Below are 25,567 nucleotides of genomic sequence, written 5' to 3'. Positions count from 1 at the left end.
GCCAATGATTTTGCCTCGCACGCGCGCCCCAGCCCTTGCCGCCTCCGCGCTGCTCGTGCTCGCGGCCTCTCCCACGCTTGCCGCGGGCGAGGCCGACGCCGTGCCGAAGGGCGCGGCGGTGACTGTGCTGAAGGCCTCGAAATTCTGCTTCGGCAATATCGTCGAGGTCTCGGGCATCGTGCTGCCGCGCGATGAGCAGCAGATCCGGCCCGAGCGCTTCGGCTTGAAGGTGGCGGAGGTGATGGTCGATCCCGGCGACACCGTCACCGCCGGCCAAGTGCTTGCGAAGCTGACCGATGGGGCCAACTCGGTCAACGTCACGGCGCCGGTGGCGGGCACGATCTCCGCGTCGTCGGCGATTGTAGGCAGCCCGGCCTCGGGCAAGGACGCGCTGTTCTCGATCATCGCCAAGAGCGAGTACGATCTGGTCGGCATGGTGCCGACCCGCGACATCGCCAAGCTGAAGACCGAGCAGACGGCGCAGCTCAAGGTCCTCGGCGCCGGCGATCTCGATGGCAAGGTGCGGCGGATCGCGCCGACGGTCGAGCCGAACAGCCAGCTCGGCCAGGTGTTCATCGGCATCGGCGCGAACAAGCGGCTGCTGGTGAATTCGTCCGGCCGCGCCCAGATCAAGACCGGGCAGAGCTGCGGCGTCGCGGTGCCGCTGACCGCGATCCTCTATTCCACCGCCGGCACCGTGGTGCAGGTGGTGCGCGGCGGCCGCGTCGAGACGCGGCGGGTGGAGACCGGATTGATGTCGGCGGGCCAGGTCGAGATCCGCGACGGCATCCAGGAAGGCGACATCGTCGTCGCCCGCGCCGGCGCACTGCTGCGCGAGGGCGATCCGGTGCGGCCGGTGGGTGCGAGTGCGGATGCGAAATAGGGGTGTAGGCGACGCCACACTGACAGTGTCGTCCCGGGCAAGCCAACGGGTCGGCGCAAAGCGCCGCCCGATGACAGGCTCCGCGCGACCCGGGACCCATAACCACCAATGTGAATTGTCTGAAGAGCTGTAGCCACAGTGCACTTCAACAATGCGGCGCTATGGTTATGGGTCCCGGCTTTCGCCGGGACGACGTGGGGAAAGAGTCGGGCTCAGCCGCCGAGCTTGATGTCTTCCAGCAGCGAGGACGACACGCTCGGCACCTGCTCGCCTTCGCTGGCGCGCGAGATCGCGACGCGGGTCTTGTTGAAGGCGCTTTCGGCGCCGGCCTGGGCGTTGAGGTTGTTGAGCAGCTCGGAGACCAGCACGCTGTTCGGCGCCTTGCTATCGTCGGCGACCTTGCCCGGCGTTGCCGAGCTCAGCACGATGGTGTTCTCCGGCGGGCTGATCGGGGCGAGGCCGTGCGAGAACGCGCGGAAGCGGCGCTCATAGGGATTGCGGCGCGAGGCGTCGAGCACGACGAGCTTGGCCTTGGCGCCGCGCTCCTTCATCGCATCGAGCACGGACTCGACGCTGACGCCGGTGCGCTTGACGTCGACTTCCTTCCAGATCGTGGCATCGACCGGGATCATGTAGCTCTCGCGGCCGACCTGCACGCCGTAGCCGCCGAAGAACAGCATCACGACGGTGTCGGGGCGGATCTTGGCCTTCATGCGCTCGACCGCGCGGAACATGTCGTCCTTGGTCGCATCCTCGACCACGTCGACGTCAAAGCCCTCGCGGCGCAGCGCCGACGACAGGGTGCGGGCATCGTTGATCGGCTGGGCCAGCGGCGCCGCGGCGTCCGGATAATGGCCGTTGCCGATGATCAGCGCGAGGCGGGACGTGCCTGCCGGAATGCTGCCGGTCAGCTCGGTGGGGGCGATCTTGTCGCCACCCTTAGCGACATCGAGGGTGCGCTTGTTGAGCGCGGCATGGGCGCCAATCGCCAGCGACACCGTGCCGGCCACCGCCACGCAGACGGCGATGGTGCGGCGGGAAATGCGAAGCTGCCTAAGGTCCATAGCGTTCCTAAGTCCCAATTCTTATCCCGATGGCGCTCAAGCGAAGATCGCGCCAGTTAGTCGCGTCAAAGACGTTCAGGTTTAATGGGGTTGAGGTGTGTGTGCCGTTGAATTGAACTCAATTTGCGGCGCCGCAACAAACGCTCCTTTAACCCGGACGGCCGCTCGGGGCAACCCGAATTGCCGCATGCCGCCGCCCGGCAGAGGCCATTGACGCCGTTAAGATCCCGTTACGTGATCTCTGTCACATTTGTATTCTTCAGGGATTCATGTAGCTTTCCAAAGGCTTGCGAGTTTGGGGCAGAGCGACAGGAAACTCCGTCGGGCGGCGGCGTTAACCGGTTCCTCGGGAAAGGGGATTGTTTGAGCTTCTTGGGCCTTCACGAGATCGCAGGCGCGGTGTGCCGGTCGCTGACTGTCAAGAAGGACGGCCCGTCGCTGTACGATGTCTGCGACCCCGTGCTGCAGGCCTATCGCGGCGGCGATGCCCATCTCGGAAAATTCTACCGGACCGCGCTCGGCAATCCGCCGCTGCGCGCGCTGCTCCGCCGCACCGGCCTGCCCGCGCTCAACGATCCCGACCGCCTCTCCGGCCTGCGCGCGGCGCTCACCGCGGCGCGCGACGTCGAGACGCCGGACTGGGCCGCGATCGGCACGCCCGTCGCAGTATTGATGGACGGTATCGGTGTGCGCCATCCGGCACCGCCCGCCGCGACCGCACCTGGCCGCCCGCCGGAGATCGCCGAGATCGACCGCGTGATCCGCCTGACCGGCGCGCATCTGTTGCGCTCGTTCGGCAGGAACGGCTTCATCCCGACCTATGCCGCCTTCAACCTGATCGGCGACCCCGACGTCGGCGGGCGCGAGCTGCTGATGGCGCTGACCGGGCTGAACGCGCGCGGCTACAAGAACTCGACCTTGCTGTTCAATCTGGCGCGGATCTTCATCGCGCATTCGCCGGCGCGCGCGCTGATCAACCCGGCCTGGCGCGGCATCGCCGAGCCGATGTGGGAGCCGGTGCAGATCCGCCACCGCTCGGCCTATTACGACGCCTTCTTCACCGAGGCGCTGCTCGGCTTCGTCGAGACCGGGCTTGCCTCGCCGGATGAAGCTGTTACCGCGCGGCGCGCGATCGCCGACATGGTGGACTTCTGCCTCAAGACCAGCGCCGAGGAGGTGCCGTCGCATGACGGCTCGACGGTGAAGGTCATCACCGCGCTGGCGCCGGGCCGGCATCCGCGCTTCTCGCGCTTCTTCGCCCAGATCAAGCAGGATCTCGGCTTCGGCATCTATGTGCCGGACTGCGACACCACGGCGTGCTCGTTCTCGGCCGCGACCCAGGCCGGCTCCGACGACCCGATCCTGCAGCAGCCGCTGCTCGACTTCTACCGCGGCTACCAGGTGCGATCGGGCGCCAACGAGCCGCGCGTCACCGTGCCGCTCAACGATCATCTTGATTACGAGGGCGGCGTCGTCACCTGGATCGACAATCTCGCCGGCGAGCGGCCCTATGGCAACGACCTCGATCCGACGCTGAACCTCGACATCCTCGAGGTCTCGTTCCGCAACCTCGCCCGCTGGCAGATCATCGAGACGCCGCAGCGGCTGGAGACCGTGCATCGCGTCATCGCCTTCCAGAAAAATCTGGTCGAAAGCGGCGCGTTCAAAAATCCGCGCTCGCACATCTATTATCTGCCCGAACTCTATTCGGCCTATTTCGGCCGCTGCTATGCCGCCTTCGTCGCGCTGCCGCTGGCGGCGCAACGCATCATCGATCCCGGCAACGTGTTCGCGCTGATCCGCGCCCGCGTGCTCGGCTATGTCACGCACGAGCTGATCGCCCACGACATGAACCCGTTCGACGCCGCGCTGGCGCTGATGGCGCTGGCGCATCTCGGCGCCGAGATCTCGACCTTCACGCCGGCGCTGCACTGCATCGTGCAGGGCCTCGGCGAGGGCGGCCGCAAGGGGCCCTACCGGGCCTATGAGTGGAATAAGATGAAGACGCCGACCCGCATCCTGGTCGGCGGGCCGGAGGTGACCTCGGCGTTCGTGCTGATGGCGCTGGCGCTGGCGAAGCGACGAATGGCCGCGGTGTAGTTTCGTAACCCGGATGGAGCGCAGCGTAATCCGGGGTGTTGCCCGCCGACAAAGATTCCCGGATTGCGCGGAGCTTCATCCGGGCTACGGATAAAGACCAACGCCTCGTTGATACCCGATGACGCTGCGCTCTACTCATCCGGGCTGCGGGACTTCACCCTCCCCTGGAGGGGGAGGGTCGTATCGCGTCGCGCGAAGCAAGATGCGATATGGGGTGGGGTGATCTCTCAACACGGGCACTGCTCAAGTGGACAGACCTTCACCCCACCTCGGCTCGCATTGCGCTGCGCTTCATGCGACCCGATCCTCCCCCTCCAGGGGAGGATGGCGGACATCGGGGATGACGCGAAGTTGAAACTGGCGGAAACGCAACAGCACTGGCACGGTTGCCCAATTGCCCGCACAATCGTTGGGCACTGACCACTGCACGCTAAAAGCCATTTGAACGATAAGAACCTGGCCGGGAACGCCGATGTTCAAGACGCTGCTCACCGCGGGCCTGCTGCTCTCGCTGCCGACGCTGGCTGTCGCCGCCGACATCACCGGCGTGCCGAAGATCCGCGACGGCGACCAGCTCATGATCGGCAGCGTCCGCATCCGGCTCGCAGGCGTCGACGCGCCGTCGACCGACCAGCTCTGCCTCAACACCAAAGGCGAGCGCTGGACCTGCGGCGTCGCGGCGCGCGACGAGCTGATCAAGCATGCCGGCAGCAAGAGCTGGACCTGCCACGCCCGCTCGGTCGATCGTCGCGGCCGCACCATCGCGCGCTGCGAGGTCGACGGCGAGGACATCCAGAAATGGCTGGTCGCGAGCGGCTGGGCGCTGGCCTACACCCGCGCCTCGCATGACTACGAAGCCGACGAGAAGGCCGCGCGTGAGGCAAAAGCCGGGATGTGGCAGGGCGCCTTCATCGCGCCGTGGGACTGGCGGGTGCGCAACAAGAAGACCACCGTGCTCGGCGCGGTGAAGCCGCCCGACGGCGCCAACGCGATCCTGCTCGCCTCGGCCTCCGGCCCGGTGGCGCCGTCACCCGACTGCACCATCAAGGGCAACGTCAACCGCTCCGGCGAATGCATCTTTCATCAGCGGACCAGCCGCTGGTACGCCAAGATCGAAATGAAGATCAGCAAGGGCACGCGCTGGTTCTGCTCGGTCGAGGAAGCCGAGGCCGCCGGCTGCCGCGAGACGCGGCGCTAGTCGGAAGTGCGATTGAGTTGTAGCCTCATCGGCGCCGCTTGCGACGCTCTTTATGAGGAGAAAGCCCCCATCCGGATTGCATCTTCGATGCAATCCGACCTAAGAGCGAGCTTCGCTCGTCTCGACCCCCGCAAGCGGGAGAGGTGAAGGACCACGGCATGACCGATGTCGAGATCGATCCGCCTTCCGTGCGCCGGCGCAGCCGCCTCAGGCAAGCGCAGATGGCATTGCTGCTCGTCCTGGCGATCTACCTGATCGCAGCCTATCTGCTGCTGCCGGCACTGTGGACGCATTACGAGCATCAGAAGGGCCTCGCCAATCTGCCGATGGTGACGCGCACCGCGCAGGGCATTCCCGGCGATCCGATGAATGTCGGGCTGATCGGCGACACCAAGGATGTGGTCTGCGCGATGCACGAGGCCGGCTGGTTTCCGGCCGATCCGGTGACGCTGAAATCCTCGATCGAGATCGTGGGCAGCGTGCTGCTCGATCGTCCCTACAAGGATGCGCCGGTGAGCAACCTGTTCTATCTCGACCGCCGCGAGGATCTCGCCTTCGAGCGGCCGGTCGGATCGAGCGCGGACCGCCGCAACCATGTCCGGTTCTGGAGGGTGCTCGACCAGGGCGAGGAGAAACGTCCGGTGTGGCTGGGCGCTGCGACGCTCGACCGCAGCGTCGGCGTCAGCCACTACACCGGCGCGGTGACGCATCACATCGCGGCCGACCTCGACGCCGAACGCGCGCTGCTCGCCACTGACCTCGAGTCCGCCGGCATGGTCACCGCGAAATATCAGGTCACCGGCATCGGCCCGACCTTCAACGGCCGCAATGGCGGCGGCGATCCCTATTACACCGACGGCGAAATCTGGGTGCTGCGGCTGGTCGAGGCCTGCCGCAAGAACAACGGCACCGTCGAGCAGCTCCCGAGCCCCGCCGCGACCGAGTTGAAGGACCAGATCTGGCGCGCGGTCGTCGAATCGATCGGCAAATAGCATTGTGTCCCGCGGTTTTGGAAACGCTGGATTGCTTCGTCCTGCTCGCAATCGAAGCCGCGATGGAATAGTCTCCGCGCTTGACCCCTCACACGCATAATTTGCGCGCTTTATCCAAAAGGAACAGGACGATGACCGTTCGCGCGGGCCGGGAATTTCTGGCCATCCCCGGGCCCACCACGATGCCCGATCAGGTGCTGCAGGCAATGCACCGCCCGGCGCTCGACATCTACTCCAACGAGATGGTCGAACTGACTGAGAGCCTGCTGCGCGACCTCTCGAAGCTGTTCGTCACCCAGGGCAAGTCCTACATCTACATCTCCAACGGCCACGGCGCCTGGGAGGCGACGCTCTCCAACGTGCTGTCGCGCGGCGACAAGGTGCTGGTGCTGGAGAGCGGGCGTTTCGCGATCGGCTGGGGCCAGGCTGCGGCCGCGATGGGCGCCGAGGTCGAAGTGCTGAAGGGCGACTGGCGCCGCGCGATCCGTCCGGCCGAGGTCGAGGAGCGGCTGCGGCGCGACAAGGAGCACACGATCAAGGCGATCCTCGTGGTGCAGGTCGACACCGCGTCCGGCGCCTATAACGACATCGAGGCGATCGGCAGGGCGATCAAGGCCGCCGGCCATCCTGCATTGTTCATGGTCGACACCGTGGCCTCGCTCGGCTGCATGCCGTTCGAGATGGACAAATGGTATGTCGACGTCGCGATGAGTGGCTCGCAGAAGGGCCTGATGACGCCGCCCGGCCTCGGCTTCGTCGCCGCCAATGACCGCGCCTGGGACGCCCACAAGAAGGCCGATCTGCGCACGCCCTATTGGGACTGGACCGAGCGCGAGGGCAGCGAGCACTACCGCAAATATGCCGGCACCGCGCCGGTGCATCTGCTGTTCGCGCTGCGCGAGGCGATCAACATGCTGCACGCCGAAGGCCTGGAGAATGCGCATCTGCGGCATCGGCTGCTCGGTGAAGCGGTGCGCCGCGCGGTCGCGGTCTGGGGCGAAGGACAGGTGCTCGGCTTCAACATCACTGAGCCCGCCGAGCGTTCCAACACCGTGACGACGGTGACCGTGAAGGGCGCCGACCCCGCCGCGATCCAGCGCTACGCCAAGGAGAAATGCGGCGTGGTGCTCGGCACCGGCATCGGCGATTTGCAGGGCCAGGCCTTCCGCATCGCGCATATGGGCCACGTCAACGCCCCGATGATCCTCGGCACCCTCGGCGTCGTCGAGGTCGCGCTGACAGCGCTGAACATCCCGCACGGCAAGGCCGGCGCCGACGCGGCCATCCAGTGGCTCGGCGAGAACGTGAAGGCGTAGGCCGAGGCGGTCTGAGGCTTTAACCCGTCATCCTGAGGAGCCCGCCAAAGGCGGGCGTCTCGAAGGGATCGACGGCCGCGCTCCCGCCGTGATCGAATCGGAGTGCGCGGAAGTAGCCGGGCCGTCGATCCTTCGAGGCTCGCTCCGCTCGCACCTCAGGATGACGGAAGAGTGGTCGGGGAATAACGCAACGAAGAGGTGCCACGACTTTTTGACGGGGCACGAGCACTTTTCGTCGCCATCATTTTCCGCTTTACTGCCGGCAACAGCCGGGCACGGATCCCTGCGACACAACAAAATGGAGGGACCGCTTGGCATCGGTGGAATTGCGCGGCCTGGTCAAGCGGTTTGGATCGTTTGTCGCGGTTGATGATGTTTCGCTCACGATCGATCATGGCCAGCTGGTCTGCCTGCTTGGGCCGTCCGGCTGCGGCAAGACCACCACGCTGCGGCTGATCGCCGGGTTCCTCGAACCATCCGACGGCGAGATCCGCGTCGGCGAGCGCGTGGTGTCATCGAAGGCGCGCACGCTGCCGCCCGAGCAGCGCAACATGTCGATGATCTTCCAGAGCTACGCGCTGTGGCCGCATATGACGGTGGCGGAGAACATCGTCTACGGCCTGCGCTTGCGCAAAATGGATCGCGACACCATCGCCAAGAAGCTCGCCGCGATCCTGGCCACCACCAAGCTGGAACCACTGGCGCAGCGCTATCCGGGCGAGCTCTCCGGCGGCCAGCAGCAACGCGTCGCGCTGGCGCGCGCGCTGATCGTCGGCCCCGAGACGCTGCTGCTCGACGAGCCGCTGTCGAATCTCGACGCCAATCTGCGCGAGGAGATGCGATTCGAGATCCGCCGCCTGCACGACGAATATCGCTACACCACGGTCTATGTCACCCACGACCAGTCCGAGGCGATGACGACCGCCGATCTGATCGCGGTGATGAATGCCGGCAAGATCGACCAGCTCGGCGCGCCTGAGGACATCTATGCGCGGCCGGAATCCGAATTCGTCGCGCGCTTCATCGGCGCCGCCAATGTGATCAAGGGCACCGCGCGCGATGCGAACCACGTGGAGTTCGCCGGCGCAACGATCGAGGTGGTCGGCGCCACGCTGACGGCCGGCCAGAGTGCGCCGGTCGCGATCCGCCAGCACGAAATCCAGCTCGCGACGCAACCGCCCGCGGCGGCGCAGAACACGCTCAAAGCCATCGTAACGCGGCAGGTCTATCTCGGCATGAACCGCGACTACATGGTGGAAACCGCTGACGGCACGGCGCTGCGGGTGACGACGCCGACCGAAACCGCGGTCGAGAAGGGCAGCGAGGTCTGGCTGACCCTGCCGCCCGCGCGCTGCCGGGCGCTGAGCCGATGACAACAAGAAACGGAGCGAGCCGATGCCGAAGCCGATTTCCAGACGCGGCGTCCTGAAAGGCTCTGCGGCGCTTGCGGTCGGCAAGGTGTTCGCGTCACCGGTACGCGCCGCCGCGCCCGAGCCGGTCGCGATCACGCCCGATCTCGTCGCCGCCGCGACCAAGGACGGCAAGCTCGTGTTCTATTCGTCGATGGACCTGCCGGTCGGCGAAAAGCTCGGCAAGGCGTTCGAGGCCGCCTATCCCGGCATCACCGTGCAGATCGAACGCTCAGGCTCGGAGCGGCTGTTTCAGCGCGTGGCGCAGGAATTCGATTCCAACATCCAGGCCGCCGACGTCGTCAACAGCGCCGATGCCTCGCATTTCATCCCCTGGAAGAAGAGTGGTTGGCTGATGCCGTTCGTGCCCGAAGACGTCGCGAAGCATTTTCCCGACAATTACCGCGACCCCGACGGCATGGCCGTGACCACGCGGCTGTGGCTGTCGTCGATCGCCTACAACACCAATCTGGTGAAGGCGGAGAACGCGCCGAAGAGCTTTGCCGACCTGCTCGACCCGAAATGGGTGGGCAAGATGGTGAAGGGCCATCCGGCCTATAGCGGCACCATCATGACCACCACATTCCAGATCGTGCGCGAGCTCGGCTGGCCTTACCTCGAAAAGCTCGCAAAACAGCGCGTGATGCAGGTGCAGTCCTCGACCGACCCGCCGAAGAAGCTCTCGCTCGGCGAGCGCGCCGTGATGGCCGACGGCAATGAATATGGCATCGTGCTCTTGAAGGAAGCCGGACAGCCGGTCGAGCCGGTCTATCCGACCGAAGGCACGCCGACGATCTCGGGTCCCACCGGCATCTTCGCCGGTGCGCCGCATCCGAACGCCGCAAAGCTGTTCCAGGCCTGGCTGCACACCCGCGAGACCCAGCAATTCTTCGTCGACTTCACCGGCCAATATTCGCTGCACGCCCAGGTGCAGCCGAAGGCCGGCCGGCGCAAGCTTTCCGAAATCAAGCTGATGAAAGAGGATCCGGCGGGGGTGGAAGCGATGACCGAAGAAATCAAGACGCGCTATGCGCGCTTGTTCAGGGTTTGAGCGATGAAGGGCGCGGTGCACACTTCCTTGCCTCGCCCCGCTTGCGGGGAGAGGCCGACGCGCATCGCAAGATGCGCGGCGGGTGAGGGGGACTCTCCGCGCATTCGGTGTCTGCGGAGGCAGCCCCTCACCCCACCCCTCCAAGAGCAAGCTTCGCTTGTCTCGACCCCGCAAGAGCGGGGCGAGGGAGTCGAAACAGCTTGCAGCGTGCCAACATGACAACAACCGCCTCCCCCGCCGCAAAGCCCCGCATCGACTGGACACGCCCCGTGCTGTGGCTGTTCGCGGCGCTGCTCATCCTGCTGATCCTGCTGCCGCTGTCGTGGCTCGCGGTGTTTGCCTTCACCGACAAGAGCCGGCATCCGACGCTGCAAAACTTCGTCACGCTGTTCAGCAACCCGGATTTCCTCGATCCGCTGCTGACGACTGCGATCATCGCGACCACGTCGGCGCTGATCTGCTGCGTCGTCGCGGCGCCGATCAGCTGGCTGGTGTCGCGCACCGACATGCCGGGGCGGCAGACCATCCGCGCGCTGGTGACGGCCTCGTTCGTGACGCCGCCGTTTCTCGGCGCGGTCGCCTGGGAACTGCTGGCTGCGCCGAATTCCGGGCTGTTGAACCAGCTCTACCGGCTGTTCGCCGGCGAAGATGCCGACGCGCTGTTCAACATCTATTCGATGACCGGGATCATCTTCGTGATCTCCTGCTACACGTTCCCGTTCGTGTTCGTGCTGGTGGCCAATGCGCTCGACACCATGCCGGGCGAGCTCGAGGACGCCTCCGCGATCCTCGGCGGCAATGCCTGGACCACTGCGCGGCGGGTGACGATCCCGCTCGCGCTGCCCGCGCTGGTCGCGGGCGCCCTGATCGCGTTCCTGCAGGCGATGACGCTGTTCGGCTCGCCGGCGATCCTGGCGCTGCCGGCCGGCTTCCACACCATGACGACCAAGATCTGGAGTCTGTTCCAGTATCCGCCGAAGCTCGAGCTCGCGGCCGCCGCCGCGGTGCCGCTGCTGGTGCTGACCATCCTGCTGCTGCAGGGCCAGAAGGCGCTGCTCGGCCGCCGCGGCTATTCGGTGATCGGCGGCAAATATGGCGCCCCGCGCCGGGTCGAATTGCGCGGCTGGCGCTGGGCCGCGCTCGGCTTCTGCCTCTTGGTGCTGCTCAACCCGGTGTTCCTGCCTTACCTCGCGCTGCTCAACGCCGCGTTCTCGCCGAACGCGACCACGCTGGTGACGCCATCGACGGCGACGCTGCACAACATCGTCTTCGTGTTCACCGAGCTGTCGTCGACCCAGCTCGCGCTCAAGAACACCGTGATCCTCGGCACCGCGACCGCGACGATCGGCACCATCCTCGCGCTCGTCATCGCCTATGTCACGACGCGCAAGGTGATCGCGGGCCACCGCGTGCTCGGCTTCCTCGCCACCGCGCCGGTCGCGGTCCCCGGCATCGTGCTCGGCGTCGGCCTGTTCCTGAGCTACACGCGGCCGCCCTTCGTGCTCTACGGCACGCTGTGGATCCTGCTGCTGGCGTTCCTCACCATCAATTTGCCGTCCGCCTATCAGCAATTGCAGGCGGCGTTCGCGACGATCCATCCCGAGCTCGAGGAGGCAAGCCGCATCCTCGGCGCGACCCGGCTGCAGGCGCTGCGCCAGATCACCGCGCCGCTGTTGCGCACCGGCGTGATCGCGACCTGGTGCTTCATCTTCATCGGCGTGATGCGGGAACTGTCGGCGGCGATCGTGCTGTTCACCTCGCAGACCAAGGTGCTCTCGGTCCTGATCTACGACCTCAACGAAGGCGGCGACCTCGCCGCGATCGCGGTGCTCGGCATCGCGATGCTGGTGATCACCTTCGCCGTGGTGCTGGCGGTGAACCGGATTCCGATGTCCGGCGGCAATGCCGGCGCGCGGCTGCGGAACGGGTAGTTCGCCCTGTCCCCACGGTCATTGCGAGCGAAGCGAAGCAATCCATCGGTCCGCATACGCGGAGCCATGGATTGCGTCGTCGCTTCGCTCCTCGCAATGACGGGGACAGTGAGGACGTCCAATCGCCCGCCCCATCTGGCAATCGCCACATTCATCCCGATATAGAGCGGAACCCCGCACCATGAGGATCGTGTGACCAAATCCGCCACCACAACATCGCCCCCGGTCGCGCCGCGCCGGCCGCATTCCTTCACCACCCACGGCATCACGGTGACCGACGACTATGCGTGGATCAAGGATCCGAAATGGCAGGAGGTGCTGCGCGATCCCTCGATCCTAGATCCCGACATCCGGACCTATCTCGAAGCCGAGAACGGTTACACCGAGAGCCTGCTCGGCCATACCGACGTGTTGCAGAAGCGGCTGGTCAAGGAGATGCGCGGGCGGATCAAGGAGGACGATTCCAGCGTGCCGTCGCCGGACGGCCCGTTCGCCTATTTCCGCAAGTTCCGCGAGGGCGGCCAGCACGAGCTGTACTGCCGCACGCCGCGCGACGGCGGCGACGCCCATGTCGTGCTCGACGGCGACGCGCTGGCGAAGGACCACAAATATTTCAAGTTCGGCGGCAGCCGGCATTCCAACGATCACCGCCTGCACGCCTGGAGCGCCGACACCAAGGGCTCCGAATATTTCTCGATCCGGGTGCGCGACTGGGCCACCGGCGGTGATCTCGACGACCTCGTCGAGGAGACCGACGGCGGCGTGGTCTGGGCCGCGGATTCCAAAAGCTTCTTCTACGTCAAGCTCGACGACAATCACCGGCCGATGCAGGTGTGGCGGCACAAGCTCGGCACCAAACAGGCCGACGACACCCTGATCTATGAGGAGCAGGATTCCGGCTGGTTCACCCACCTGCACGAGAGCGCGAGCGGCCGCTTCTGCGTGATCGCGGGCGGCGACCATGAGACCTCGGAACAGCGGCTGATCGATCTCTCCAGTCCCGACGCGCCGCCGCGGCTGGTCGCGACACGCGAGGAAGGCGTACAATATTCGATCGCCGACCGCGGCGACGAGCTGTTCATCCTCACCAACGCCGACGACGCCATCGACTTCAAGGTCGTCACCGCGCCGCTCACCGCACCCGAGCGCAGCAACTGGCGCGACCTGATCCCGTATCGCGAAGGCGTCTATGTGCTCGACGTCGAGCTCTATGCCGGCCACATGGTGCGGCTGGAGCGTGCCAATGCGCTGCCGGCGATTATCATCCGCGACCTCAACAGCGGCGAAGAGCACGCGATCGCCTTCGACGAGGCGGCCTATTCGCTTGACACCATGGGCGGCTACGAGTTCGACACCGCCAACCTGCGGTTTGCCTATTCGTCGATGACGACGCCGTCGGAAGTCTATGACTACGACATGGCGACGCGGACGCGGAGCTTACGCAAGCGTCAGGAGATTCCGTCCGGCCACAACCCGGCCGACTACGTCACCACGCGCATCATGGCGACCTCGCATGACGGCGCGCAAGTGCCGGTCTCGATCCTGCATCGCAAGGATTTCGTTCGTGACGGCAAGGCGCCGCTTTTGCTGTATGGCTACGGCTCCTACGGCATGGCGATGCCGGCGTCGTTTGCCGCCAACCGGCTGTCGCTGGTCGACCGCGGCTTTGTGTATGCGATTGCGCATATCCGCGGCGGCGCCGACAAGGGCTGGGGCTGGTATCTCGACGGCAAGCGCGAGAAGAAGACCAACACGTTCGACGATTTCGCCGCCGCCGGGCGGGCGCTGATCGAGGCGAAATATACCGGTGAGAAGCGCATCGTCGGCCATGGCGGCTCGGCGGGCGGCATGCTGATGGGCGCGGTCGCCAACCGCGCCGGCGAGCTGTTCGCCGGTATCGTCGCCGAAGTGCCATTCGTCGATGTGCTCAACACCATGCTCGACGACACGCTGCCGCTGACGCCGCCGGAATGGCCGGAATGGGGCAATCCGATCGAGAGCGAGAAGGATTTCCGCACCATCCTGTCCTATTCGCCCTACGACAATGTCGCGGCCAAGGACTATCCGGCGATCCTGGCGATGGGCGGGCTCACCGATCCGCGCGTCACCTATTGGGAGCCGGCGAAATGGATCGCGCGGCTGCGCGCCACCATGCGCGGCGGCGGCCCGGTGCTGCTGCGCACCAACATGGGCGCCGGCCACGGCGGCGCGTCCGGCCGCTTCAACCGCCTCGACGAGGTCGCGATCGTCTACGCGTTCGCGCTGTGGGCGGTCGGGATGGCTGACAAGGCTGAGGTGTAGGGTGCCGGTTGGCTTGCGCGGTCCCCTCCCCATCGTCGTCCCGGCGAAGGCCGGGAACCATACCGCGTGATCTATCGAGCAAGGCAGTCACAGTACCACGGCACACAACGCAACTGCCAGTCTTCGCCAAACTCCTCCCTGTGGTTATGGGTCCCTGCTTTCGCCGGGACGACGGCGGGATGTATGGCGATCGCTTATCAAGGACGACGGCGGAGAGTGAGGCGCTACCGCCCCTTCGCCTTCCGCCACGTCGCGAAATCCTTCAGCGTCTGTTCGTCGGTCGCAGGATAGAGCCCGAAGATGCCGCGACCGTTCTGGACCTGCTCGGTGACGAAATCCTCGAACGCGGTCATCTCGAAGGTCTCGTCGGCGATCTCGTCGGCGAGATGCGCCGGGATCACGATGGCGCCGTCGCTGTCGCCAAGGACGACGTCGCCGGGAAACACCGGCGCATCGCCGCAGCCGATCGGAACGTTGATCTCGATCGCCTGGTGCAGCGTGAGGTTGGTCGGCGCGCTCGGGCGATGATGAAAGGCCGGGAAGCCGAGCCGCGCGATCTCGGCCGAATCCCGGAAGCCGCCGTCGGTGACAACGCCGGCGCAGCCACGCTTCATCAGCCGCGTCACCAGGATCGCGCCGGCCGACGCGGCGCGCGCATCCTTGCGGCTGTCCATCACCAGCACCGCGCCCACGGGGCACTCCTCGATCGCCTTGCGCTGCGGATGCGCGCGATCGCGGAACACCTCGATCTTGTTGAGGTCCTCGCGCGCCGGCATGTAGCGCAGCGTGAAGGCCTCGCCGACCATGGTCGGCTGATCCGGGCCCAGGGGATGAACATCCTGGATCATCTGGATGCGGAAACCGCGCTTGAACAGCGCGGTCGCGACTGTCGCGGTGGAGACGGATTTCAGCTTGTTGCGGGTGGTGTCGCTGAGTTTTGACATGATGATTTTTCCGATTGTCATTCCGGGGCGGGCGCTACAGCGACCGAACCCGGAATCTCGAGGTTCCGGGTTCGATGCTGCGCATCGCCCCGGAACGACAGTGATCAATAAATCGACGGCTCGCCGACCGGCTTGCCAAAGCCGGTCTCGAGGAAATCGAAGTCGCAGCCCTCATTGGCCTGCTTGATGTGCTTCGAGAACATCCAGCCATAGCCGCGCTCGAAGCGCTGCTCGGGCTGTTTCCATTCGGCGCGGCGCCTGGCCAGCTCCGCCTCCGGCACATCGAGATTGATGGTGCGCGCGGCGACGTCGAGCGTGATGCGGTCGCCGTTCCTCACCAGCGCCAGCGGGCCGCCGATATAGGATTCCGGCGAGACGTGCAGGATGCAGGCGCCGTAGCTGGTGCCGCTCATCCGCGCGTCCGACAGCCGCACCATGTCGCGCACGCCCTGCTTCACCAGCTTGGTCGGGATCGGCAGCATGCCCCATTCCGGCATGCCCGGCCCGCCCTGCGGACCGGCATTGCGCAGGATCAGCACGTGATCGGCCGTGACGTCGAGATCGGGATCATCGACCGCCTTCTTCATCGACGGATAGTCGTCGAACACCAGCGCAGGCCCGGTGTGCTTGAGGAAACGCGGATCGCAGGCGCTTGGCTTGATGACGCAGCCATCGGGCGCGAGATTGCCCTTCAACACCGCGAGTGCGCCCTCCTTGTAGATCGGGTTGTCGACGGTGCGGATGACGTCGTCATTGTGCACCTCGGCGCCATCGATGTTCTCGCCAAGCGTCCTGCCTGACACGGTCATGCAGTCGAGATGCAGATGCGGCTTGATGCGGTTCATCAGGCCGGGCAGCCCGCCGGCATAGAAGAAATCCTCCATCAGATAGAGGTCGCCGCTCGGCCGCACATTGGCGATCACAGGAACCTTGCGGCTCGCGATCTCGAAATCGTCCAGCGAAATGTCCTGGCCGGCGCGGCGCGCCTGCGCGATCAGGTGAATGATGGCGTTGGTCGAACAGCCCATCGCCATCGCGACCGTGATCGCGTTCTCGAAGGCCTTGCGGGTCTGGATCTTCTGCGGCGTAAGATCCTCCCACACCATCTCGACGATGCGACGGCCGGCCTCCGAACTCATGCGGATGTGGTTGGCGTCGGCCGCGGGGATCGACGAGGCGCCCGGCAGCGTCATGCCGATGGCCTCCGCGATCGCGGTCATCGTCGAGGCCGTGCCCATGGTCATGCAGGTGCCGTAGCTTCGGGCGATGCCGGCCTCCATGTCGACCCAGTCCCTGTCGGAGATCTTGCCGGCGCGGCGCTCGTCCCAGTATTTCCAGGCGTCCGAGCCGGAGCCCAGCGTGCGGCCCTTCCAGTTGCCGCGCAGCATCGGTCCGGCAGGCAGGTAGATCGCCGGCAGGTTCATGCTGGTGGCCCCGAGCAGCAGGCCGGGCGTGGTCTTGTCGCAGCCGCCCATCAGTACCACGCCGTCGACCGGATGGCCGCGCAGCAGTTCCTCGGCGTCCATCGCCAGCATGTTGCGGTAGAGCATCGTGGTCGGCTTCAACAGCGATTCCGACAGCGACAGCGCCGGCAGCTCGAGCGGAAAACCGCCGGCCATCAGCACGCCGCGCTTGACGTCGTCGACCCGGCTCTTGAAATGCATGTGGCAGGGCTGCGCATCCGACCAGGTGTTGATGATCGCGATCACCGGGCGGTCGCGCCACTCCTCCGGCGCGTAACCCATCTGCATTGCCCGCGACCTGTGGCCGAAGGCGCGCAAATCATCGGGCGCAAACCAGCGCGCGCTGCGCAATTGATCCGGGGTCTTGTTCTTCTTCGTCATCGCCATGGGTCTCGACATTGCTCGCACGCGCGCGGTTCCGGCGCGCTTGCCCTGCGTCAGGCATATACTCGATTTTCTGACATGTCGTCCCGCCCCCGGCGCAGACGTGCCGTTCGCTGAACGTGCGCCGCACACGCTCCGCAATGTGGCAATCGGAACGTAAACCGGCCCTAGGTTATTTTTGCTGCGCCGTCATCACGATGCGGACCAGATCGGCGGCGTTGCGCGCGCCGAGCTTCTTCATGATGTTGGCGCGGTGATCCTCGATCGTGCGCGGACTGATCCCGAGGTGGCGCCCGGCTTCCTTGTTGGAGGCGCCCGCGGTGAACTGCTCGAGCACCTCGCGCTCGCGGCGGGTCAGCGGCTCGCGACCCGGGAAGTGCAGCGCGGCGATCCGCGACGCGGAGGTCTCGGCCTGGCGCCTGGTGTAGGCGTCGATCGCCTCGTTCAGACGGCTCACGATCTCGTTGCCGCGGAACGGCTTCTCGATGAAGTCGAGCGCGCCGTTCTTGATGGCGCTGACCGCCATCGCGATGTCACCCTGACCGGAGATCATGAAGATCGGCGCCGGATAATCCTCGCCATGCAGCTCTCTCAGGATATCGAGGCCGGATTTGCCGGGGATATGCACGTCGAGCAGGATGCAGGCTGGCGTCCTGCTGCGCGCCACCGCGAGCAACGCCGCGCCGTCCGCAAAGCAGATCACCTTGTAACCAGCGGTCGACAGGACCACTGAAAGCGTCTCGCGAACGGCAGGATCGTCGTCGACTACAAAGATTTCCCCGCGCGGAGCGCCATTTTCAACCATATGCATCGTCCATCAGTGGTGAAGCGTGCTGCCCTGACCGCACAAGAACTAACTCGACCATCTCGATCAATGGACCCGTATTTGTACGGGACGTCCGCTTAACGCACAAGTAGCACCGCGTTCCCTAAAAGTGGGGGGCAGTGGAGAAACATGCATGGAAAATGCAGCGTCGGACCGCGTTGCAGCGCGCTTGGACGAGGGCCATGATCCCTACGGTCTGATCGTGACGGACCTGGTCGCGCTGATTGGCCATGTCCAGGCGAGCCTGCGGCTGATCGAAGCGGCGAGCGCGCGCGAGGCCGTGCTGGCCGCGCGGCAGGCCGACGTCGACACCGTCGTTCTCGACGACGTTACCCCGCGCTATCTCACAGCATCCACCGCCCTGAAGACATGCGATGCCGGCCTCGGCACGACGCTCGACCGCCTGCGCGATTCCGGGGCAGCAGCGCGTCTGCTGAACTGACCCGCCGCCACCGACGGGTTCGGCCCAATCACCTCGATTGTCCCGACGACGCCCAACCCATCAGGCGACGATCCGTTCCACGCATCGTCCGGATTGGCCGCGGGCCTTGCCCGCCCGGTCGGATAGGCCTTCTTGACGTCAGGCCCTGGCCCGCTCTTCGTCCGCGGCCGATCGGCGTTTGCTCGGCTTGCCCTTGAGGAAACTGACGTCCATTTCGGTGCCGTTGACGCGGACCAGTTCGCAACGGCGATAGGCAAGTCCGGTCGAGGACAGCAGGAGGAAAAACTCCTTCAGGTTGAGCCCCTGAATGGAACCTTCGACGGTCAGCGAGGCATCGGTGTCGGAGATGGCATTGAGCTGGCAGTCGCGCCGCCAGGTGCCGTCGATGGCCATGATGCAGACATCGACACCCCGGCTGAAGGTGACCCGCTCAATGGATTTGCCGTCCTCGGTCATCGCTCAATATCCGACCGCCATGGCAGGCTTCGGCATGGCGAGCCCGGCCCGCACCCCGCTCGGCCGGTACAGGCCGCGCCGCTCGGGAATCGGCTTGAACGTGTCGGTCAGGCCGACCACGGTTTCGGCGGCGCCCAGCACCAGGAAGCCGTCGGCCTCCATCAACCGGGCGAGACGGTTGAAGATGCTGATCTTGGTGTCCTGATCGAAATAGATCAGCACGTTGCGGCAGAAGATCACGTCGAACGTGCCGAGCTGGGAGAAATCGTGCAGCAGATTGAGCTGGCGGTGCTGGACCATCGCGCGCAACTCGGGATTGACCTGCCAGAATTCACCCGACTGCTTGAAGTACTTGACCAGCATCTGGATCGGCAGCCCGCGCTGCACCTCGAACTGGCTGTAAATGCCGGCCTTCGACTTCTCCAACACCTCCTGCGACAGATCGGTCGCGATGATCTCGACGCGCCATCCGGCAAGCGCCGCGCCCATTTCCTTCAGGCACATCGCCAGCGAATAGGGCTCCTGGCCGGTCGAGCCGGCGGCGCACCAGATCCGGACGCTGCGGCGCGCGGCGCGTGCCTTCAGCACCTCCGGCATGATGGTGTCGCGGAAGTGCTCGAACGGCACCTTGTCGCGGAAGAAGAACGTCTCGTTGGTGGTCATGGCCTCGACCACTTGGACGGTGTGCGTGGACGAGCCCGCCTTGATCTTGGCGACAAGGTCGGGAATGCCGGACAGGCCGCTTTTGCGCGCCAGCGGAAGCAGGCGGCTCTCGATCAGATATTGCTTGTCCGCGGACAGATCGAGACCGGACTGGTCCTTCAGGAGCTTACGCAGATACTCGTAGTCGGGGGGCGTCACGGGAGCCTCACAAGGGACTGAATGGTGAAACTGGGTGTCAGGCTTCGGCCGACGCGTCGAGCGCCAGCAGGCCCACTTCCTGGAATTTCGCGATCACGATGTCCTTGTCGAACGGCTTCATGATGTATTCGTTGGCGCCGGCATGCAGCGCCCGCGAGATGTGGTCGATGCCGTTCTCGGTGGTGCAGAACACGACCTTGGGCTGATCGCCGCCGGGCATGCGGCGGAGCTGCACGAGGAATTCGAAACCGTCCATCACAGGCATGTTCCAGTCGAGCAGCACGGCATCCGGCAGCGCGCGCTTGCAGGCTTCGAGCGCGACCGCGCCGTCCTCGGCCTCGATGACCGTGAACTCCATTCCTTCCAGAATGCGGCGCGCGATCTTTCGCACCACGCCGGAATCGTCGACGACGAGACATGTCTTCATGTGTTGGCCTCCTTGTGGAATCCACCGTCTCCGCGGTGGAGTGTTACGCTGCAGCAGCTGTTTTGGGCACCAGTTCGAGCACGCGATCGATATCGAGGACGACCATGAGCTGGCCGTCGAGGCGGTGGACGCCGCCGGCGAGCTTGGCCATGCGGGGATCGAGGTTGACCGGGTTGTCCTCGCGGCTGTTTTCGGAGAGCCGCAGCACCTCGCCGATCTGGTCGATCAACAGGCCGTAGGATTCGCCGCGCTGGTCGACGCCGACCGCCATCGGAGGCTTACCGTCGTCGGCCTTCGGCAGCCCGAGCCGGGCGCGCATGTCGACCACGGTGACGATACGTCCGCGCAGATTGAGCACGCCGGCGATCTCGCTGGAGGCCAGCGGCACCCGCGTCAGCCGCTCCGGCATGAACACGTCCTGCACCCGCGAGATCGGCAGGCCGAACAGCTGCCCGCCGATCACGGCGGTGACGTATTCGGCCATCGCGCCTTCGCTGGTCTCGGTCTTGCTGGTCATCGATCCCTGTCCTTATCCCGTGTCAGGCCGCGCGGCGCAGTTCGGCGGTCTGCTCTTTCAGCGCCGCGATCAGCCCGGGACGATCAAACTTGGCGACATAGTCGTGGAAGCCGGCCTGCCGGCCGCGCTCGATCGCCGCCGGCGACACCATCGCCGACAGCGCGATGATCGGCAGCCCGATCAGATTGTGGTCGCTTCGGATGTTCTCGGCGAACTCAAAGCCGTTCATCTCGGGCATCTCGATGTCGGTCAGCACGACGTCGAAGCTCTGTCCCGAACGCAGCGCGGCGAGCCCCTCCTGCGCGCCGCCCGCGGTCCTGACCTTGTAGCCGGCGGCCTTCAAGACCGGCGCCAGCATGTTGCGGAAGAAGGCTGAGTCATCGACCAGCAGCACCGACTGCGCCGAGGCCGACGGCCGCATCTCCTTGCGCGAGAACCAGTCGGCGAACGCCATCGGCAGGAAGTGGCCGACGTCGATCACCTCGGTGGCCTGGCCCTTGATCACGGCCGAGCCCAAAATGCCGTCCTGCGAACCCGCAACCTCGATGTTGAGCCGCTCCTCGACGATGTCGATGATCTCGTCGACCACGAGCCCCATCGAGCGGCCGTCGTCGGCGAACACCAGGATCGGCTGCGAGCCCTGCGACTGCACCTCGACGCCGGCCATCTGCACCAGCGGCATCAGCTGCTCGCGGTACTGCACCATGTAGCGGCCGTTCGAGAGCTCGATCTTGTCGGTTGCGATCTCCTCCAGCCGGGTGACGAGGCCGAGCGGCACCGCCTTGGGCTGCGAGGAGCCGGCGCGGAACACCAACAGCGAGGTCAGCTGCTCGCCGCTTGCGGCGTGGGCGTTCGCATTGTCGTCGGCGAGGTCATGGGCCGAGGAGCCGGACGCGCCGAGGGCTTTTGCAATCCCGTTGGGGTCGATGATCATGATGACGGCGCCATCGCCAAGGATGGTGTTGCCGGAGAACATGTCGATGTGCCGCAGCTTGGTCGACATCGGCTTGACCACGATCTCCTCGGTGTGGAACACGCCGTCGACCACGATGCCGAAGGTCTGGCTGCCCACCTGAGTGACCACGATGAAGCCATTCTCGGCATCCGTAGTCGTCGCGCCGTCGTCGATCTTCAAGAGCTTCTTGAGGTGGATCAGCGGCAGCAGCTTGTTGCGCAGGCGCAAGACTGCGGTGTCCTTGATCCGCTCGATGCGGTGCTCGGAGTTGGCGCGGGCCCGCACCAGCTCGACGACAGACAATTGAGGAATCGCAAAGCGGTCGCCGCCGGCTTCCACGATCAAAGCGGAGACGATCGCCAAGGTCAGCGGGATCTTGATGGTGACCGAGGCGCCCTCGCCGGCCACGCTCTTGATGTCGATGGTGCCGCCGATCTGGTCGATATTGGTGCGCACCACGTCCATGCCGACGCCGCGGCCGGACACCGAAGTCACTTGCGCGGCGGTCGAGAAGCCCGGCGCGAAGATGAACTTGTGGATCTGGGCCTCGGTCATCTTCTCGAGCTCGGCCTCGGTGACGAGACCGTTTTGGAGCGCCTTGGCCTTGATCCGCTCGGTGTTGAGCCCGCGGCCATTGTCGGCGATGCAGATGATGATGTGGCCGCCCTCGTGATAGGCGGAGAGGCGAATGGTGCCCTGCTCCGGCTTGCCGGCTGCGAGGCGCTCGGCGGTGGTCTCGAGCCCGTGATCGGCGGAGTTGCGCACCATGTGCGTCAGCGGATCCTTGATCAGGTCGAGCACCTGGCGGTCGAGCTCGGTGTCGGCACCGTGCATCTCGAGCTCGATCTGCTTGCCGAGCTCGCCGGAGAGATCGCGGACGATGCGCGGCAGCTTCTGCCAGGCATTGCCGATCGGCTGCATGCGCGTCTTCATGACGCCTTCCTGCAGCTCGGCGGTGACGTTGGAGAGCCGCTGCAAGGGCACCTTGAACTCGGTGTCCTCGTTGCGGCGGGAGATCTCCAGCAGCTGGTTGCGGGTCAGCACCAGCTCGGAGACCATGGTCATGAGGTGTTCGAGGGTGTCGACATTGACCCGGATCGACTGGTTGGCGATCTTGTCGCCTTCCTGGACATCCTCACCGGCGGCCTTGCGGGCCGGCTTCTTCGCAGCCTCAGCCGGCTCGGCGGCGGCAGCAGGTGCAGGCTTCACGACCGGCGCCGGTGCGGCGACTTCGGTCTCGGTCTCGCGGAAGGCGCGCTCGAGCTCGTCGAGCGAGACCTCGCCCGGACGCAGCGGACGCTCCAGCGTCTGCACCACCAGCGCGCCTTCGGTCATTGCCGCCTGCACGGACGGAGCTTCGACGACCGGCACCTCTTCTTCAGCAGCAACCGCCATCGACTGCGTCGAATCGGACATCGCCGCCATGCCGTGCTCGACCATCGCTTCCAGCTGATCGATCAGGTCACGGTCGTTGCCCTCGGGCTCGGCCTCGGTCGCCTCGAGCCCTGCAAGGATCTCCTTGATGCGGTCGATCGAGGACAGGATCAGCGTCACGGCTTCCGCCGTCACCGGCATGCCGTCGCGGAATTTGCCCATCAAGGTCTCGCCGGCATGCGCCAGCGCCTCGAGCCGCGGCAGCCCGAGGAAGCCGCAGGTGCCCTTGATGGTGTGCACCAGCCGGAAGATGTTATCCAGGATCTTCGCGTTGTTCGGATCCTGCTCGAACTGCACCAGCTGGTTGTCGACCGTATCCAGGCTCTCGCTGCTCTCCGTCAGGAACTCGCGCAACAGATCGTCCATGGATAGGTCCCCTCAAGGTGCTACGGAACGCTCGCCTTGCATCGATAACTTGGCCGGCTTCACGGCGACGTTAATTTTGCCGTCCGTGCAAATACGGACGATGAAGCCCTTCAGCAGTTCGACGACGCATCACGACATCACGGCCAGTCTCACAAGGACAGGCCCCTTACCACCCGAACGGGAAAGAGGCCGTTCCACCGGTCATCGCAATTTGAACTAATTGGAATTGAGGACCGCTAAGTCTGGCAAAACGTTCGCGACATGACGACCGCCTGCATCCGAACGCGATCGCTCATTGGTTGAACCCGGCGGGATGGCTAAGCGCAGCCAAAGAAAAGGCGGCGGAGTTTCCTCCGCCGCCTCGATAGTCGATGCCTGTCGCGGCTACGCTTAGCGGAGCAGCTGCAGCACGCTCTGCTGCGACTGGTTGGCCAGCGCCAGCGCGGACACCGCGATCGACTGGCGGGTCGACAGCGCCTGGCTGTTGGCCGCTTCCTCGTTGGTGTCTGCCAGCGTCAGGTTGGACGAGCCGGTCTGCAGCACGTTGATCAGGTTCTTCGAGAAGTCCTGGCGGATCTGCACGATCGACAGGTTCGAACCAAGGGTCGAAGCCTGGGTGCGCAGCAGGCCGCTCGCGCTGTTCAGCGTCTTCAGCGTCGCGTTGGCCGAAGCGTTGTCCACGAAGTCCGTGCCGGCGGTCAGCTTGGTGAGGTTGAGGCCGGTGGCGTCGAAGGTCACGCCCTGGATCTTCAGCGTCGAGGAGCCCGTCTCGTTGAAGGTCAGCTTGAGCTGATCGCCATTGAGCAGGTTGATGCCGTTGTACGACGCGTCCTGGGCGGTCGTGGTGATCTGGTCCAGGATGTTGTTGTACTGGTTGACCAGGTTGGCGCGGTTCGCCAGCGCAGTCGGGTCCTGCACCGGAGCGCTGCCCGCAAGGCCGTTGAACAGCTTGCCGGCGCCGGCCGCCGTGCCGCCAATCGTGCCGATGGTCGCCGAAGCGGCATCGTTGGTGGTGCTGATGGTGAGCGCACCGGCCGCACTGAGCGAGGCCTGCAGGTTGTTGGCCGCCAGCGCGGCGTTCAGGTCGTTGAGGGACTTCACCTTGCCGGCACCGGTGCCGAAGGTGATGTTGGTCGCAGTGCCGTTGCCGGTTGCGCCGATGGTCAGCGTGAGGGTGTCCAGCGGGCTCGCGCCAGCCGTGCCGGTTGCGGTTGCCGTAGCACCGGCCGGGAGGCCGAGCTGCGTCGCGTCGCCCGAGCTGAACGTACCGACGGTGAGCGTGTCGCCGGTGCCGGCGGTGTTGGTGCTGGTCAGGACCAGCTTGCCGGTGCCGTCGATCGAGGCGGCGACCTTGGCGCTGGCGCCGACCTGCGTGTTGATCGCATCGCGAACCTGGGTGGCGGAGTAGTTCGTGCCCGAGTTCAAGGTCACAGTCTGGCTGTTGATCTGGAACGTCAGGTTCGCGCCGGCCGCGGTGAGGTCGATGCCGGTATAGGCGGCGGTGCTGGTGAGGGTCGCATTGGTCGGGGTCGCGGTGCCGAGCAGGTTGTCGGCGGTCGCGCCGGGGATCGCGGCGGTCGTCACCGACGACTTCGCGGAATAGCCGACGGCGGCCTGCAGGGCCTGGTTGGCGACCGACTTGGCGCTGTCGACCAGCTTCTGCAGCGAGGTGATGCCGGTGTTGGCGGCCTGCAGCACCTGCACGCCGTTGCCGATACCGTCCAGGAGGTTGTTGATGTCGCTGGCGCGGTTGTCGAGCGACTGCGCCGTGAAGAAGTTGGTCGGATTGTCGAGAGCAGTGTTGACCTTCTTGCCGGTGGACAAGCGGTTCTGCGTGGTGGCGAGCAGGTCAGCGGTCGACTGCAGCGAAAGCAGGTTTTGACGGACCGATGCCGAAAGAACGATGCCGGACATACTGGATACCCTTCTGGATGAACACGATTGACGCGACGCCGTAAATTTCGCACGGCGACCCACGTCACACTGGTCCGTCCGCGCTACCCGTTCGTTAAAGGGCTGGTCCGTACAAATACCCAGGACGGCCTTGCCGGTGATTCGACGGGCGGCCGGCGCGATGGCTGGCCGCGGCAGCGCGCGGTCGGCGCCGGACCGACGTCATGGCCGTGAATTTCCTGCGCATGTGCAGGACTTGCGACATCCCGGCGCGGCAGGCCCGGCGCGTCGATAGCCGGCGTTGCAGGTCACCACGATGCAAAGTCCAGCGAGGAACAGAGTTAATGGAAATCA

Annotated in this window: 20 protein-coding genes; 10 read left to right on the top strand and 10 right to left on the bottom strand. The window is 65.5% G+C overall.

Annotation, left to right across the window (positions count from 1 at the left end; translation table 11 throughout):
• The first annotated feature begins 4 nt into the window (after window positions 1-4).
• Complete coding sequence (locus Q2M23_RS10030; RefSeq protein WP_316395450.1) at window positions 5-883, top strand: efflux RND transporter periplasmic adaptor subunit; 879 nt, start codon at window positions 5-7, stop codon at window positions 881-883.
• 212 nt (window positions 884-1,095) lie between these two features.
• Here Q2M23_RS10030 and Q2M23_RS10025 read toward each other — a convergent pair whose 3' ends face one another.
• On the bottom strand, window positions 1,096-1,947 hold the full coding sequence (locus Q2M23_RS10025; protein ID WP_316395449.1) for a caspase family protein: 852 nt from the start codon (window positions 1,945-1,947) through the stop codon (window positions 1,096-1,098).
• 372 nt (window positions 1,948-2,319) lie between these two features.
• On the opposite strand from Q2M23_RS10025, the gene Q2M23_RS10020 reads away from it, so the two are divergent.
• From Q2M23_RS10020 to Q2M23_RS09985, 8 genes are all read left to right on the top strand, one after another.
• Window positions 2,320-4,047, top strand: coding sequence for a hypothetical protein (locus tag Q2M23_RS10020; protein ID WP_316395492.1), 1,728 nt, complete (start codon window positions 2,320-2,322; stop codon window positions 4,045-4,047).
• Window positions 4,048-4,519: 472 nt separating this feature from the next.
• Window positions 4,520-5,245, top strand: coding sequence for a thermonuclease family protein (locus tag Q2M23_RS10015; RefSeq protein ID WP_016845489.1), 726 nt, complete (start codon window positions 4,520-4,522; stop codon window positions 5,243-5,245).
• A 158-nt stretch (window positions 5,246-5,403) separates the two neighbouring features.
• Window positions 5,404-6,237 (top strand): LssY C-terminal domain-containing protein, encoded by an 834-nt coding sequence (locus tag Q2M23_RS10010; protein ID WP_076834750.1) that lies wholly within the window; start codon window positions 5,404-5,406, stop codon window positions 6,235-6,237.
• A 131-nt stretch (window positions 6,238-6,368) separates the two neighbouring features.
• Window positions 6,369-7,553 carry a pyridoxal-phosphate-dependent aminotransferase family protein gene (locus Q2M23_RS10005; RefSeq protein ID WP_316395448.1) on the top strand — a complete coding sequence of 395 codons (1,185 nt, stop codon included), beginning with the start codon at window positions 6,369-6,371 and terminating at the stop codon, window positions 7,551-7,553.
• 320 nt (window positions 7,554-7,873) lie between these two features.
• On the top strand, window positions 7,874-8,926 hold the full coding sequence (locus Q2M23_RS10000; RefSeq protein ID WP_316395491.1) for an ABC transporter ATP-binding protein: 1,053 nt from the start codon (window positions 7,874-7,876) through the stop codon (window positions 8,924-8,926).
• A 22-nt stretch (window positions 8,927-8,948) separates the two neighbouring features.
• The gene (locus tag Q2M23_RS09995) at window positions 8,949-10,013 is read left to right on the top strand and encodes an ABC transporter substrate-binding protein (protein WP_316395447.1); all 1,065 of its coding nucleotides are present in this window, start codon (window positions 8,949-8,951) and stop codon (window positions 10,011-10,013) included.
• A gap of 215 nt (window positions 10,014-10,228) precedes the next feature.
• Window positions 10,229-11,944 carry an ABC transporter permease gene (locus Q2M23_RS09990; RefSeq protein ID WP_057021084.1) on the top strand — a complete coding sequence of 572 codons (1,716 nt, stop codon included), beginning with the start codon at window positions 10,229-10,231 and terminating at the stop codon, window positions 11,942-11,944.
• Window positions 11,945-12,136: 192 nt separating this feature from the next.
• Complete coding sequence (locus Q2M23_RS09985) at window positions 12,137-14,245, top strand: S9 family peptidase (RefSeq protein ID WP_316395446.1); 2,109 nt, start codon at window positions 12,137-12,139, stop codon at window positions 14,243-14,245.
• Window positions 14,246-14,469: 224 nt separating this feature from the next.
• Here Q2M23_RS09985 and Q2M23_RS09980 read toward each other — a convergent pair whose 3' ends face one another.
• From Q2M23_RS09980 to Q2M23_RS09970, 3 genes are all read right to left on the bottom strand, one after another.
• The gene (locus Q2M23_RS09980) at window positions 14,470-15,189 is read right to left on the bottom strand and encodes a ribonuclease activity regulator RraA (protein ID WP_316395445.1); all 720 of its coding nucleotides are present in this window, start codon (window positions 15,187-15,189) and stop codon (window positions 14,470-14,472) included.
• 104 nt (window positions 15,190-15,293) lie between these two features.
• Window positions 15,294-17,033 carry an L-arabinonate dehydratase gene (gene araD, locus Q2M23_RS09975; RefSeq protein ID WP_316395443.1) on the bottom strand — a complete coding sequence of 580 codons (1,740 nt, stop codon included), beginning with the start codon at window positions 17,031-17,033 and terminating at the stop codon, window positions 15,294-15,296.
• Window positions 17,034-17,208: 175 nt separating this feature from the next.
• The gene (locus Q2M23_RS09970) at window positions 17,209-17,841 is read right to left on the bottom strand and encodes a response regulator transcription factor (RefSeq protein ID WP_018269422.1); all 633 of its coding nucleotides are present in this window, start codon (window positions 17,839-17,841) and stop codon (window positions 17,209-17,211) included.
• A gap of 154 nt (window positions 17,842-17,995) precedes the next feature.
• On the opposite strand from Q2M23_RS09970, the gene Q2M23_RS09965 reads away from it, so the two are divergent.
• On the top strand, window positions 17,996-18,304 hold the full coding sequence (locus Q2M23_RS09965; RefSeq protein WP_316395442.1) for a hypothetical protein: 309 nt from the start codon (window positions 17,996-17,998) through the stop codon (window positions 18,302-18,304).
• 138 nt (window positions 18,305-18,442) lie between these two features.
• Here the strand turns inward: Q2M23_RS09965 and Q2M23_RS09960 are convergent, their stop codons facing one another.
• From Q2M23_RS09960 to Q2M23_RS09935, 6 genes are all read right to left on the bottom strand, one after another.
• Window positions 18,443-18,760, bottom strand: coding sequence for a pilus assembly protein PilZ (locus Q2M23_RS09960; protein ID WP_076834731.1), 318 nt, complete (start codon window positions 18,758-18,760; stop codon window positions 18,443-18,445).
• Window positions 18,761-18,763: 3 nt separating this feature from the next.
• Window positions 18,764-19,621: a CheR family methyltransferase gene (locus Q2M23_RS09955; RefSeq protein ID WP_076834729.1), complete on the bottom strand. Its 858-nt coding sequence runs from the start codon at window positions 19,619-19,621 to the stop codon at window positions 18,764-18,766.
• Window positions 19,622-19,658: 37 nt separating this feature from the next.
• Window positions 19,659-20,048: a PleD family two-component system response regulator gene (locus tag Q2M23_RS09950; RefSeq protein WP_018269419.1), complete on the bottom strand. Its 390-nt coding sequence runs from the start codon at window positions 20,046-20,048 to the stop codon at window positions 19,659-19,661.
• A 43-nt stretch (window positions 20,049-20,091) separates the two neighbouring features.
• Window positions 20,092-20,565: a chemotaxis protein CheW gene (locus Q2M23_RS09945; RefSeq protein WP_253588546.1), complete on the bottom strand. Its 474-nt coding sequence runs from the start codon at window positions 20,563-20,565 to the stop codon at window positions 20,092-20,094.
• A 22-nt stretch (window positions 20,566-20,587) separates the two neighbouring features.
• Entirely contained in the window at window positions 20,588-23,320 is a 2,733-nt protein-coding gene (locus Q2M23_RS09940) for a hybrid sensor histidine kinase/response regulator (RefSeq protein WP_316395441.1), read from the bottom strand.
• Window positions 23,321-23,710: 390 nt separating this feature from the next.
• Window positions 23,711-25,234, bottom strand: a complete 1,524-nt coding sequence (locus tag Q2M23_RS09935) for a flagellin (RefSeq protein WP_076834571.1) — start codon at window positions 25,232-25,234, stop codon at window positions 23,711-23,713.
• Window positions 25,235-25,567 lie beyond the last annotated feature (333 nt).

The organism is Bradyrhizobium sp. 33ap4 (assembly GCF_032654765.1).
In the GTDB taxonomy this organism is placed as follows: Bacteria; Pseudomonadota; Alphaproteobacteria; order Rhizobiales; family Xanthobacteraceae; genus Bradyrhizobium; species Bradyrhizobium australafricanum.
Note: the sequence above shows the minus strand (reverse complement) of the source record. Positions and strands in the feature narration are given on the sequence as shown.